At 75.2% G+C, this 12,492-nt stretch carries 11 protein-coding genes; 9 read left to right on the top strand and 2 right to left on the bottom strand.

Annotated features, from left to right (window positions below; all coding sequences use genetic code 11):
• Position 1: 1 nt before the first annotated feature.
• Entirely contained in the window at positions 2-601 is a 600-nt protein-coding gene (locus tag HLB15_RS11645; RefSeq protein WP_171105789.1) for a TetR/AcrR family transcriptional regulator, read from the bottom strand.
• A gap of 82 nt (positions 602-683) precedes the next feature.
• On the opposite strand from HLB15_RS11645, the gene HLB15_RS11640 reads away from it, so the two are divergent.
• The 4 genes from HLB15_RS11640 (at position 684) to HLB15_RS11625 (ending at position 5,756) form a co-directional block, all read left to right on the top strand.
• Positions 684-1,622 (top strand): class I SAM-dependent methyltransferase, encoded by a 939-nt coding sequence (locus tag HLB15_RS11640; RefSeq protein WP_171105786.1) that lies wholly within the window; start codon positions 684-686, stop codon positions 1,620-1,622.
• An 85-nt stretch (positions 1,623-1,707) separates the two neighbouring features.
• Complete coding sequence (locus tag HLB15_RS11635) at positions 1,708-3,438, top strand: SigE family RNA polymerase sigma factor (RefSeq protein ID WP_171105784.1); 1,731 nt, start codon at positions 1,708-1,710, stop codon at positions 3,436-3,438.
• Between the two features lie 75 nt (positions 3,439-3,513).
• Complete coding sequence (locus HLB15_RS11630) at positions 3,514-4,083, top strand: sigma-70 family RNA polymerase sigma factor (protein WP_171105782.1); 570 nt, start codon at positions 3,514-3,516, stop codon at positions 4,081-4,083.
• Positions 4,080-5,756 carry a hypothetical protein gene (locus tag HLB15_RS11625; RefSeq protein WP_171105780.1) on the top strand — a complete coding sequence of 559 codons (1,677 nt, stop codon included), beginning with the start codon at positions 4,080-4,082 and terminating at the stop codon, positions 5,754-5,756. The genes HLB15_RS11630 and HLB15_RS11625 overlap by 4 nt, the downstream gene beginning before the upstream one ends.
• Here HLB15_RS11625 and HLB15_RS11620 read toward each other — a convergent pair.
• The gene (locus HLB15_RS11620; RefSeq protein ID WP_171105778.1) at positions 5,738-7,042 is read right to left on the bottom strand and encodes an oxygenase MpaB family protein; all 1,305 of its coding nucleotides are present in this window, start codon (positions 7,040-7,042) and stop codon (positions 5,738-5,740) included. The two genes, HLB15_RS11625 and HLB15_RS11620, sit on opposite strands and share 19 nt — an antisense overlap.
• 122 nt (positions 7,043-7,164) lie before the next feature.
• Between HLB15_RS11620 and HLB15_RS11615 the strand changes: the two genes are divergently transcribed.
• From HLB15_RS11615 to HLB15_RS11595, 5 genes are all read left to right on the top strand, one after another.
• Entirely contained in the window at positions 7,165-7,941 is a 777-nt protein-coding gene (locus HLB15_RS11615) for a hypothetical protein (protein WP_171105776.1), read from the top strand.
• Positions 7,942-8,116: 175 nt separating this feature from the next.
• Positions 8,117-8,665 carry a sigma-70 family RNA polymerase sigma factor gene (locus HLB15_RS11610; RefSeq protein WP_171105774.1) on the top strand — a complete coding sequence of 183 codons (549 nt, stop codon included), beginning with the start codon at positions 8,117-8,119 and terminating at the stop codon, positions 8,663-8,665.
• Positions 8,665-9,675, top strand: a complete 1,011-nt coding sequence (locus tag HLB15_RS11605) for a hypothetical protein (protein ID WP_171105772.1) — start codon at positions 8,665-8,667, stop codon at positions 9,673-9,675. The genes HLB15_RS11610 and HLB15_RS11605 overlap by 1 nt, the downstream gene beginning before the upstream one ends.
• A 104-nt stretch (positions 9,676-9,779) precedes the next feature.
• On the top strand, positions 9,780-11,111 hold the full coding sequence (locus tag HLB15_RS11600) for a M18 family aminopeptidase (RefSeq protein ID WP_171105770.1): 1,332 nt from the start codon (positions 9,780-9,782) through the stop codon (positions 11,109-11,111).
• A gap of 409 nt (positions 11,112-11,520) precedes the next feature.
• Positions 11,521-12,492 (top strand): NsdA family TPR-like regulatory protein (locus tag HLB15_RS11595; protein WP_311979573.1); only part of this gene is annotated, 972 nt, incomplete at its 3' end.

The following is a 12,492-nucleotide window of genomic DNA, read 5'->3' as shown; positions in this document are numbered from 1 at the left end:
TTCATCGGCCGGGTGTGCGCAGCGACCCCACCAGCACCGACTCGACCACCTCGCGGACCGCCGCCTCGTCCGGGCGCGCGCCCAGGTGCCCGGCGAACAGCAGGTGTCCCGTGCCCACCAGGGTCATCGCGAGGTGCGGTGGCTCGGCACCCGGGGCGACCCGGCCGGACGACTGCTCGCCGGCCAGGTAGGTCGCCAGCGCGTCGGTGATGTCGGTCAGCAGCGGCAGTCCCTCGGGGGTCGTCTCGCGCAGCCGGCGGCGGAGCTCGTCGCGCGCGGTGACGAGCGCGACGACGGCGAGCGCGACCTGGTCGAGGGTCGCCGTGAGGTAGCCGGTCACGTGGTCGACGACGTCGCCCGACCCGGCGGCGGCGGCCAGACGCTCGCCGAGGTCGACCGCCTGCCGCGCGCGGGTACGAACGAGCGCGGCCAGGAGGTCGTCCACGTCGGCGAAGTGCCGGTGCAGCACGCCCTTGGCGACGCCCGCCTCGTCGGTCACGGCGCGGCTCGTGAGCGCGGCGGCGCCGCGCGTCGCCAGCAGCCGTTCGGCCGCGGCGACGAGCTGGGCGCGTGGGTCGTCGAGCGCGACTCCCGTGGGCACGATCGCCTACCTCTCCGGCCGGGGCGTGGGGACGGCCGTAGCCATGTTGCCTGAGTGGGCATGTGCCCACTAGCGTGGGCGCATGCCCACTCCCAGTGTGCCCGACGGCGTGACCGGCTCCCACCTGCACCGCGGCGCCGCCGAGGGGTTCGGTGCGGACGCCGCCCGCTACGACCGCGCCCGGCCGGTGACGCCGCAGGAGGTCGCCGACGCGGTGCTGTCCTACGCCGCCGGCGGCCCGCTCGCTGCACCCGCCACGCCGGGCGCCGAGGGCGGTGCGCGGCCCGACGGCGCACGCCCCGCCCCGACGGTGTGCCCCGACGCCGGACCCGCCGCCCGGCCCCGGGTGCTCGACGTCGGCATCGGCACCGGCCTGTCCGCGCTGCCCTTCCGCGCCGCGGGCGCCGACGTGCTCGGCGTGGAGGTCGACCCGCGCATGGCGGAGGTCGCCCGGGGCAGGGGGCTGACGGTCGAGGTGGCGCGGTTCGAGGAGTGGTCACCCGCCGGCCGGACGTTCGACGCCGTGGTCTCCGGCATGACGTGGCACTGGATCGACCCCGTGGCCGGGGCGGCACAGGCCGCCCGCGTGCTGCGGGACGCGGGCGTGCTGGCCGTGTTCTGGCACGCCGCCGACCTGCCGCCCGGCCTGCGCTCGGCGTTCCACGACCTGTACTCGCACCTCCTGGCCGGCACGCCGGGCGCGGGGATGTACGCGCCGGGGACGTCGGCGGCCGACGGGTACGAGGCGATGCTCGACCGCGCGGCCGCCGGTCTGGCAGAGGCCGGCGGGTTCGCGCCGCCGGAGCGCCTGCACCACGTCTGGCAGCGGCGGTACACGGCTGCGGAGTGGCTCGACCAGGTGCCGACCTCGGGCGGGTTCGGCAGGCTGCCCGGCGACGTGCGGCGGCAGGTGCTGGACGGGGTGGGCGCGGCGCTGGAGCGCGACGAGGACGTCACGCGCGAGGGCTCGTTCGCCGTGCGCCACACCACGGTCCTCCTGGCGGCCCGCCGCTCCCGCTGACCGCTCGGACCACTTCCCCCGACCCCTCATCGTTCGTGCCCACCCGCCCGTCAGGAACTATGGAGCACGGAAGGGGGCGTCACGGATGGCGCAGTGGGAGATCGAGCTCGAGGAGCTCATGGCGCGGCGCAGCCGCGCGCTGGTCGGGTACGCGTACACGCTCACGCGGAACACGACCCAGGCGGAGGACCTGGTGCAGGACGCGCTGGTCAAGGTGTTCTCGCGGCTGCGCAGGCCGCGCGAGCTCGACGGGAAGGTCGACCTCGGGGCGGACCAGCCGCAGCTGACGAACGCGGAGGCCTACGTGCGGCGCACCATGCTGACCCTCTACCTGGACGGGTACCGCCGCAGCACGAGCTGGTCGGGCATCAAGCACCTGCTGGCGGACGAGGAGCACGAGCCGGCGGCCGAGCGGGTCGCGACGGCCAGGGTCGACGTCGGGGTGGCGCTCGCGCGCCTGTCGCCGCGGCAGCGCGAGTCGGTGGTGCTGCGGTTCTTCGAGGACATGACGGTGCCGCAGATCGCGCAGACGCTCGGCACGAGCCCGGGCACGATCAAGCGGCACCTGTCGAACGCGATGGAGGTGCTGCGCGGCCAGCTCGCCGAGCTGCCCGCGCCGGAGCTGGACACGACGTTCGAGGAGCGGCTGGGCACGGTCACCGGGTCGGTGCGCCGTCGCCGGGCCGCGAAGGTCGGCGCGCTGGGCGGTGCGTCGCTCGTCGTGGCGGGTCTGCTGGCCGTGGCGGCCCTGTGGGGGCCGGGCCGGCTCCTGTCGGAGTCGGTGCCGCCGGCGACCCAGGACTCGACCGGGGCGGTCGGCGGGTCGGCGCCCGACGCCTGGTCCGACCAGGGGCCGCAGTACCGGTGCGGCATGGAGGTCACGGAGCTGACGTCGACGTCGGACACGGTGCGGCTCGAGCTGACGGGCGACCTCGAGGCCGACGAGTACGGCCTGTCCGTGCCGGTGCGGATCACCCGCACGGACGCGGACGGCCCGGAGCTCAGCGGCGGCGAGCCGATGCTCGTCTTCGCGAAGGACGGCCAGGTCGTCGACCTCGGACCCGGCTGGCACGAGGGCGGGTACGTGCTGCCCGAGGCCGGTGGGGCCGCGGACGCCGTCGCCACGGCCCCTGCCGCCACGGCGTGCGGCGCGTGGACGGTCGGCCCGGTCGCCGAGACCTTCCTCGACCCGCGCCCGGCCGGCACCTACGACGTCTACGCGCTCATGCCGTACGGCACGGACGCCGAGCAGCACATGGTCGTCAGCGAGCCGGTGACCCTCGAGGTGCCGGAGGTCGCCGTGCCGGAGCAGGAGCCGCCGGCCGTCGACATCCGCGACGGCTACCAGCCCGAGTGGCTCGCGGGTACCGACCTGGAGTGCGGCGCACCCGCGTCCGACGTCCCGGGCGGGCCCCGGGTGCCCCGGGTGCGCGACAACCTGGAGCTGACGCCCTCGACCAGCGGCGAGTCGTCCGCGCCCGACGAGCTGACGCTCACGTTCACCGAGACCGCGGGCGAGGTCGTCGACACGACCCGGACGCCGTTCACGCTGGTCTGGCTCGGTGCCGGACGCGTCGTCGGCGTGGGGCAGGACGTCTGGTCCGCGCCGGAGGAGCCGCTGCGGGTCGACGCGGACGGCGAGGTGTCGGTCGACGTCCCGGTCGTGCCGGACACGAGCTGCCTCACCGACCCCGACGCCGGACTGCCCGACGGCACGTACACGCTGTACGCCGTCACGCAGCTCGACCCGGCGGCCGACGGCGAGCCGCGGTACCTGGCCGCCGAGGCCTTCACGGACTACGTCGTCGGGGAGTGACCAACGGTTCGCCCGCGGTGCGCGTCATGGGGTGTGTGGAGACGATGACAGCACACACGCACCCGGGAGGTGGACATGGCGGCATGGGAGAGTGAGCTCGACGAGCTCATGCGACAGCGCGGCGGCGCGCTGGTCCGGTACGCCTACATGCTCTCGGGCGACCGCGCGCTGGCCGAGGACCTGGTCCAGGACGCGCTGGTGAAGGTGTACTCGCGGCTCCGGCGCCCCGGACGGGGCGTCGGGGTCGCCGCGGGCAGCCGCGCGCACGACCTCGAGTCCCCGTTCAGCAACGCGGAGGGCTACGTGCGGCGCGCGATCCTGACCATCTACCTGGACGGCTACCGCAAGCGGCAGCGCTGGGCCGGCATCAAGCACCTCATGGCCGACGACCCGAGCACGCGCGGTGCGGACCAGGCCGCGTCGGCGCGGGTGGACGTCATGGCGGCGCTCGCCCGGCTCGGCGCCCGTGAGCGCGCCTGCGTCGTGCTGCGCTACTTCGAGGACATGACGGTGCCGCAGATCGCCGACGCCCTGGGCACCGCTCAGGGCACGGTCAAGCGGTACCTGTCCGACGCGACGAAGAACCTGCAGGAGATCCTGCGCCCCGATGACTTCCGACCTGCCGAAGGGAGGGCCGCCCGATGAGCCACGACGACCTGAACAACGACTTCCTGAGCGGCGCGCTCCGTGGCGCAGCCGACGCGATGCCCGGTGGGGAGGTGGACGACCTGAACGTCTCGTTCGGAGTGGTCCGGGACCGCGTACGACGCCGCAGGGCCGCCAAGGTCGGCGGTCTCGCCGGTGCGAGCCTCGCGGTGGCGGGGGTGCTCGCCTTCGGCGTCACCCAGTCGTCCGTGTGGAACACGTCGGAACCGATCCTGCCCGGCCAGTCGTCGGCGTCGGCCTCGGCGGACCCGGCACCGAGCGGACCGCCCGCGACGAGCGTGATCCAGGACGGGTACCGGCCGTCGTGGCTCGAGAGCTTCGACCTGGCGTGCGGCATGCCGGTCGAGGACCTCACGACGACGGCGGACGGCTGGTCGCTGAGCCCTGCCGGAGACCTGTACGCCCGGACGAGCGACCAGGGCGGCGGCCCCTCGACCACGTGGGGCATGGCCGTCACGGCGGACGGCGGCGAGCTCGACGTCCCGCCGGTGCTCGTGTGGAGCCAGGACGGCGTGGTGGTCGACCTCGGGCCGAACGTGTTCGAGGCACCAGGTCGCGTCGTGCCCCTGCTCGGTGGCGGGGACACCGCCGTCGAGGCCCAGGGCCTCGCGAACACGACGTGCGCGCCCACCGGGACCGAGACGCGCGACATCTTCGAGACCCCGCTCCCGGCGGGGGAGTACGAGGTACGGGCGCTCGGCTTCCCCGGCGTCGCCACCGGCGACGGCGAGCTGCTGGTCAGCGACCCGGTCGCGGTGCGGCTCGACGCCGACGGCGCGCGCGTGCCCGCGGGCACGCGCGGCGGCGCGGCGACGATCGAGCCCTTCGACCCCGAGGGCGGCGAGATCACGCGGTTCGTGCTGGACCGGACCCGTGGCTGGGTCACCGCCGAGCAGACGCAGCGGGACTACTCCTCGGACGCCCCCCTGCGCGTGGTCGGGCAGTGCGAGAGCTCGAACCCGCAGGACGTCCTGCCGATCGAGGTCGTCCTGCCGTCGACGGGGGAGGTCCTCGTGACCTCGCAGGTCACCTGTGACGGCGAGGCGGTCGGCGAGGAGGTCGGCGTCCTGCAGGGCGGCGAGGAGGTGCTCGACGTCCGGCTGACCGACGTGCCCGACGGGCTCGCACGGGGCTGGGTGTCGCTCGAGCCCGCGACCCCGGCGGGCGGGGACGCCGGTGACTGCTCGGCCGAGGGCATGTCCCTGCGGTGGGACGCGGCCAACGCGCCGAGCGCGGAGGCGGGGGCCACGGCCGAGACGCTCGTGGACGCCGCGCTGGCCTGCGACTCCGACCGGCTCGTCGAGCTGGCCACGCAGCACGGCACGGAGCTGCAGCTCACGCTCGAGACGCCCGAGCAGATGTTCGCGCTGCCCGACACCGACACGCAGCGCTACCGCACCCTGGTCGCGCTGCTGGCCGGTACGCAGGGCGCCGTGAACGGCGGCGACCCGGGCAACGAGACGATCGTCTGGCCGCGGGTCGCCGCACAGGAGTTCCGGGACGACGACGCGGCCTGGCAGGAGGTCGTCGACGCCGGGCTGCTGACCCAGGAGCAGGCGGACGCCCAGCGTGCCGACACGTTCGGGTACACCGGGATGGCCGTCGGGATCGCGCAGGACGGCACCTGGCGGTACTACTCGCCGACCGACTGACGCTGTCCCGCCGTCTCCTCGTGTCCGGCTGGTGCGACCGGCCGGTAGCTCGCCAGGATCGCGTCGCTCCGGCGGCGTCCCCAGCGCTCGAGGCGCTCCCGCCCCCGGCGGGAGCGCCCCGCCACGCGGTACCGCCACGTGTTGAGCGGCAGCAGGTAGGCGTGCGCCCACGGCGGGCGGAGGGGCAGCCCCAGCTCACGCATGCTGCGCACCCCGAGGAACACGGTGAGCATCGACAACATCCGCTCGCGCTCCCAGCGCGCCCGCCACGGCCGCCACCACGCCGGGCCCGGGTAGGTCCGCTCCGCCTGGGCGGCGACGACCGCCCGGGCGAGCCGGGGCCCCGCGTCGGACACCCCGGCCTGTGCGAGCAGCACGTGGTGGTCGAGCCGGTGGCGCGCCCACTCGTCGTCGACCAGGAAGTCCGGGTGGACGCCCAGCAGGTGGCCCACCCACTTCCAGAGGTGCATGAGGGCCCGGCTGTCCGATGGCGGCACGGGCACCCCCAGCGCCCGGCAGCCGAGGATCACGGTGCCGTCGAACAGGCCGAGCGTCGCCGCCTGGTCGGCCTGGTTGGCCGGGAGGCCCCAGCGCGCGGTGTCCCACGGCTCTGTGCCGGCTCCGCCCGGGCCGGTGAACGACGCGCCGACCAGCGCGTGCGTCAGCCGCACCTGCACCGTCGCGCGCCAGGCTGGGCCGCCGGGCCGCAGCGCGCCCGGCTCGGACAGGGCGACCGTCCACTCCTGCGTCCGGGCCAGCCGCTGCAGCGTGCCGCCGGTCAGGGCGCCGGTCGCCGCGAGCAGGTCGGTGGGTCCGCCGAACCGGTAGCCGCCGACGAGCGAGAGCTGGAGCAGCACGTCGGCCGCGTTCTGCCCGAGCCGGCGCAGCACGGCGGCGCCCTCGTCCACCAGCTCCCAGTCCACCCACCCGGGCACGGCGGTGACGTGCGGCAGGAACTGCTCCAGGGCCGCGGGCCGCTCGTCGAGGTCGGCCCGTCCGCCCGGGGCAGGCACGCGCGGGGGCCCGTCCACCGCGGACGCACCGACCTCGGCGAGCGCCGCCGACACCTGGGCGCGGGTGACACGGCCGTCCGCACCCGGGGGCAGGCGCAACGCCGCGGCGAGGGCCGCCGCGGGCTCGTCGCGCTCGCTGAACGCCCGCCCGATCCGGTCGAGGAGCGCCTCGTCGACCCCGTGCACCCGCCCGAACAGGCGCAGGGGCCGGCCGATCCGGGTCCCGCGCGCCTCGGCCGAGCGGAACCGGAGCGGGTACGAGGCGCCGGTCATGCGCCCATCCTGACCCAGCGGTCAGGTCGCTGAGAAGCGGTCCGCACCCAACGGTCGTGGGGGACCGGAGCGTCATGGGGGGCAAGAAGGCAGGAACCGCCGCACCGACAGGAGACCCCGAGATGAACCGGTACGACAACCCCGTGAGCGACCACGTGATCGACCTCGGTGTCGGCACCACGGCCGAGCCGACCCGGCAGGAGCGCCGTCGGCAGTGGGCCCGGACGGGTGGCGTCGGCGCGGGCGCCGTCGTGCTCGTGGCCGCGCTGGCGTTCGGCGTCGTCCAGCTCGCCCCCGGACAGGCCGACGCGGTGGGCACCCGGCCCACGGCCACCCTGCCGGCGGACGGCGGCAGCACCGCGGGCCCGGCCGGCGGGTCGACGGCGGAGCCGAACGACACGGTGAACGACACGGCGGCCGCCTGCTCCGCCGCGGGCCTCGAACCCCTCTACCCGACCGGCAACGCCCCCCACGAGGGCGCCGCCGCGGCCGCTGCCTCGATCGTCACCGCGGCGAGCGCCTGCGACGCCGACGGCCTGATGGCGCTCGCGGCCGACTCCGGGACGGAGCTCCTGTTCGGCAGCGAGACCCCGGAGCAGACCTTCGCGCTGCCCGAGGCCGAGGGTGCCGACCACTACGGCATCCTGGTCACGCTGCTGGGGAGCACCCGCCCGGCCGTCGCGGGTGGCCCGGAGGACAACCCGACCGTCGTCTGGCCCCGGGTGGCCACGCCGGAGCTCCGGGACGACGACGCGGCCTGGCAGGAGGTCGTGGACGCGGGGATCCTCACGCAGGAGGAGGCCGACGCGCAGCGTGCCGACACGACCTTCGGGTACACGGGCATGGTCGTCGGCATCGCGGCGAACGGCACCTGGCGGTACTACTCGTCGACCGACTGACGCCCCGCCCGGGCGGTCCGGCGTCGAGACCGTCCCGATACCGTGGCGCCCGACCCCGTCCCAACGGTTCCCGTGCCCCGCTCGTATATCGGTACGAGCGGGGCACGGGCACGCCGGACGAGAGAGGGGCGGAGAACATGAGACACCGAGGACGACAGCCCGCCGGGGGTGCGCGATGAGCGCCCGGTGGGACGACGAGCTCACCGAACTGGTGCGGACGAGGGGCCGCGCGCTGGTGGGGTACGGGTACGCGCTGACGGGTGACGTGCGGCGCGCGGAGGACCTGGTGCAGGACGCGCTGGTACGCGTCTTCCGCCGCTTCCGGCGGCCGGAGGCGGCGGGCACGCGGGGGCGCACCGAGATCCCGCTCGACGAGGCGAAGGTGCAGGCCGGCATCGAGGCGTACGTCCGCCGCACGATGCTCAACCTGTTCCTCGACGAGACCCGGCGCACCGCGCTGTGGCACAAGGCCCGGCCCACGGTGGCGAGCGCCACCGAGGTGCGGGCTCCGGCGTCGGACATCACGGCCCGTGCGGACGTGACCGCCGCGCTGCGCGACCTGAGCCCGCGCCAGCGGGCGTGCGTGGTGCTCCGCTACTACGACGACCTCACGGTGCCCCAGATCGCGACGACCCTCGGCGTCGCGCAGGGCACCATCAAGCGACACCTCTCCGACGCGATCCAGGCGCTGCGCGGGGTACTCGTCCTGGAAGGAGAGCGCTGATGAGCGAGCACGACCTCCGGCCCGACGACGGGCTCGGCAGCGGCAGGGACGTCCTGCGGCAGACCATCGGCGCGCTCGTCGACGGCGCGGCACCACGCGACGTGCCGAGCGCACCCGAGCGCAACCTCGGCAGCCTCCGGCGCCGCGTGCGGACGTGGCGTGTCAGCAAGGCCGTGACAGCAGGTGCCGCGACCGCCGCCCTCGTCGGGGTGTTCGCGTTCAGCGCGGCGCAGGCGAGCACGTGGACGCGGTCCGAGCCGCTGCCCGGCCGGCCGACGGTCCGGGCGACCGAGTCGGGACCCGCCCCGTCGGAGGTCCCGACGAGCCGGGTGGCACCGACGCCGTCGCCGAGCCCGTCGCCGTCCGGCTCGGACGGGCCGGACCCGTCGCCGTCCGGTGGCGCCGTGGTCGAGCCCAGCGCCGACCCGAGCAGCCCGGCGGTCCCGACGGGGGAGGGCGGGATCACCGCGACCTACGTCGACGGGTACGTGCCGCAGGGCTGGTTCGGCAGCTACGGGATCGAGGGGCTCGACGCGTCCTGCGGCATGGCGGTCGAGGACCTGCTGAGCGCGCCCGACGGCGGTCTCGGCTTCGAGCTGACGAGCGAGGTGACCCCCCGGCGGGGCGACGGCGGCTGGCGCGCGGACGCCCGCCTCACCGGCGACGCCACCGACCTCTACGGCTACGGGACGCCGCTGCTCGTCTGGGTGCAGGACGGCGTGGTGGTCGACCTGCCGTCCGACACGGCGTCGGACCTCCGGTACTACGGCGATCTCGAGGGCTTCCCGGAGGGGCCGTGGGACGTGGAGGCGCTGGCGGCGCCGACCAACTCGTGCGCCGCCGAGCAGGAGGGCTCCGAGGACGACTTCCCGCCGGTGCACACCCACGTGCGCGAGGGCGGCACCTACGACGTCTACGCCGTGATGCTGGTGATCGGCGAGAACTCGGAGCCCGGGCTCGCCGTCACCGAGCCGGTGCGCCTGACCCTGGAGGACGGCTCCGGCCGCTGACCCCGCGCGGACGAGCGACCTCCGGCGCCCGGACCACCCGGTGGTCCGGGCGCGGGCGGGCCCGCTCGTCGGCCGGGCGGACACGTCGGCAGATAATGGGCGGCATGACGGACCAGACGAGCACCCCCACCGACGGCACCGCAGAGATCCCCGCCGCCGCCCGCGCCCACACCGAGGACCTCGGTGCGTTCGTGGCGGCGTCACCGTCGTCGTACCACGCGGCCGCCGAGGCGGCCCGGCGCGCGCAGGAGGCGGGTTTCACCCGGCTCGCGGAGGACGCGGCGTGGGAGATCACGGCGGGTGGGCGCTACGTGGTGGTGCGCGACGGGTCCGTCATCGCGTTCACCGTGCCTGCCGGCGCCGGGCCCACCACGCCGTACGTGATCGTGGGCGCGCACACCGACTCCCCGGGCTTCAAGCTCAAGCCGCGCTCGACGTCGCAGGGCCCCGGCGGCTGGTGGCAGGCGGGTGTCGAGGTGTACGGCGGGCCGCTGCTCAGCTCGTGGCTCGACCGCGAGCTCGAGCTGGCCGGCCGGCTCGTCACGCTGGACGGCACCGAGCACCTGGTCCGCACGGGCCCGCTGCTGCGCATCCCGCAGCTCGCGATCCACCTGGACCGCGGCGTCAACGACAACGGCCTGACGCTCGACAAGCAGCGGCACACCCAGCCCGTGTGGGGGCTCGGCGACGCGCGAGGTGCCGACCTGCTCGCGGAGCTCGCGGCCGACGCGGGTGTGGACCCCGCGACCGTCGGCGGTTACGACGCGGTGCTCGTGGACACCCAGCCCGCGCGGGCGTTCGGCGCGGGCAGGGCGCTGTTCGCGTGCCCGCGCCTGGACAACCTGCTCTCCACGCACGCGGGCCTGACGGCGCTGCTGCGCCGCGCGTCCGGCGGCGCGGCGGGCACGAGCGTGGAGATGTTCGCGGCGTTCGACCACGAGGAGATCGGCAGCGCGTCCCGCTCGGGCGCGGCCGGGCCGTTCCTCGAGGAGGTGCTGCGGCGCGTCTCGGCGGCGCTGGGCGCCCAGGAGGAGGACAGGGCCCGCGCGTTCGCGGCGTCGCTGCACGTCTCGTCCGACGTCGGGCACGCCGTGCACCCCAACTACGCCGAGCGGCACGACCCGGCCAACCGCCCGGTGGCGGGCGGCGGCCCGATCCTCAAGATCAACGCCAACCAGCGCTACGCCACCGATGCGCACGGCGCGGCGGCGTGGGCGGCGGCGTGCGCGGCCGCCGGCGTGCCCACGCAGGAGTTCGTCTCCAACAACGCGCTCCCGTGCGGGTCGACCATCGGACCGATCTCCGCGACGCGTCTGGGTATCCGAACCGTGGACGTCGGCGTGCCCATCCTGTCGATGCACTCGGCCCGCGAGCTGACCGCCGTCGTCGACCCGTGGTACCTCGCGCGGGCCATGGAAGCGGTCCTGGCGGGGTGATCTCCGGGGCTCTGGCCCCCGTTTCGTCCCTGGCCGGGGTTATTCGGAGCGACCTGCGCTTTCGCTGGTTTCCGTTGGTTCTGTCCAGGTATACATTAGGTGCAATACGGACATGAGTTGGACGATTGTCCAAGAAAGGCCCTCCCTGACCTGCGAAAACACCCTGTCGGGGTTGTCGTATGGTCTGGAGAAAAATACCTAGTACCGTCCGGATGCATGGACCTCCCCAGGGTGATACCACTGTGGTCATCCGAGCCGAGAACTCGGCAAAAGAGAAATGCCGGACCCTCAGGAGCCCCCGTTGCCTCGTGCCACCGTTCGCACTTGCGCCCGATGCGGCTGTGTCCTCAGCCGTTACAACTCCGAAGCTCGCTGTGCCGCGTGCCGGCGCACCGAGTCAGTCCCCGTGGTGTCACTGCCCAGTGTGCCCACGCGCGTCTGGCAGGACGAAGCCGTCCGGTCAGCGCTCGCCGACTGGGACTTCGGTCAGGTCAGCCGGATGGTTCGCCAGCTGGTCCCGCTGCGCCAGGAGGACGTGGCCGCCCTGACCGGGCTCAGCCAGTCCTACCTGTCCATGCTGGAGTGCGGTGACCGGCGCCTGACCGACGTCTCGCGCGTCGTCCAGTTCCTGACGGGTCTCGGCACGCCGCCCGACCTGGTGCGGCTCCCGCTGCCGGGCATCAGCCAGCCGGCGGACTCCGCCCCGGCCCGGACCGCTGCGCCCGCCGAGGCGCCGCCGGTCGCCGTCACCCCGACCGCGCCCGACCCCGTCCTGCCGTGGACGGCCGACCGCATGCTCAGCGCGCTGCGCCTCGCGCACACCGCCGACACGGCGGCCGACCGGCCGGCGTCCGACGCCAACGGCCCGGTCACGGCGACCGCGACCAGCGAGGTCGCCGGCGCCGACACACCGCGCCCCGCGTCCGGCATCGCGCTCAACAGCATGATCCAGCGGTGGGACGCCGAGCAGGCCGAGCCCCTGCGCCGCGCCGCCGCGGGCACGCGGGTGTCGCTCGAGCTGTGCGACCACCTGCAGGGCACGCTCGACGAGCTGCGCGTCATGGACAAGGGCTCCGGCAGCGGCGCCGTGTCCGACCTGGCGCGCGCCCACCTCGCGCTCGTGGTCCGCGTGCTGGAGCGCAGCACCTACGACGAGGTCACCGGCCGCAAGCTCGCCGCGGTCGCCGCCGACACCGCGACGCAGGCGGGCTGGTTCGCCTTCGACGCCGGCCGCCCCGACGCCGCGCGGGCCTACATGCTCGCGGGCCTGCGCGCCGCGCACGCCGCCGCCGACGACCGCCTCGGCGCGGGTGCCCTGTCCTACCTCGCGATCCACGGCTACTCGAGCGGCGACCCGCGCGACGCCGTGCGAGCCGCCGAG

The sequence above is a fragment of the Promicromonospora citrea genome, assembly GCF_013004695.1.
In the GTDB taxonomy this organism is placed as follows: Bacteria; Actinomycetota; Actinomycetes; order Actinomycetales; family Cellulomonadaceae; genus Promicromonospora; species Promicromonospora citrea.
This window is presented reverse-complemented; position numbering and strand designations above follow the sequence as displayed.

Excerpts from the sequence above, each read along its gene's own strand:
- HLB15_RS11640 (WP_171105786.1), top strand. The coding sequence starts at position 684 with ATGCCCACTCCCAGTGTGCCCGACGGCGTGACCGGCTCCCACCTGCAC.
- HLB15_RS11635 (WP_171105784.1), top strand. The coding sequence starts at position 1,708 with ATGGCGCAGTGGGAGATCGAGCTCGAGGAGCTCATGGCGCGGCGCAGC.
- HLB15_RS11630 (WP_171105782.1), top strand. The coding sequence starts at position 3,514 with ATGGCGGCATGGGAGAGTGAGCTCGACGAGCTCATGCGACAGCGCGGC.
- HLB15_RS11625 (WP_171105780.1), top strand. The coding sequence starts at position 4,080 with ATGAGCCACGACGACCTGAACAACGACTTCCTGAGCGGCGCGCTCCGT.
- HLB15_RS11620 (WP_171105778.1), bottom strand. The coding sequence starts at position 7,042 with ATGACCGGCGCCTCGTACCCGCTCCGGTTCCGCTCGGCCGAGGCGCGC.
- HLB15_RS11615 (WP_171105776.1), top strand. The coding sequence starts at position 7,165 with ATGAACCGGTACGACAACCCCGTGAGCGACCACGTGATCGACCTCGGT.
- HLB15_RS11610 (WP_171105774.1), top strand. The coding sequence starts at position 8,117 with ATGAGCGCCCGGTGGGACGACGAGCTCACCGAACTGGTGCGGACGAGG.
- HLB15_RS11605 (WP_171105772.1), top strand. The coding sequence starts at position 8,665 with ATGAGCGAGCACGACCTCCGGCCCGACGACGGGCTCGGCAGCGGCAGG.
- HLB15_RS11600 (WP_171105770.1), top strand. The coding sequence starts at position 9,780 with ATGACGGACCAGACGAGCACCCCCACCGACGGCACCGCAGAGATCCCC.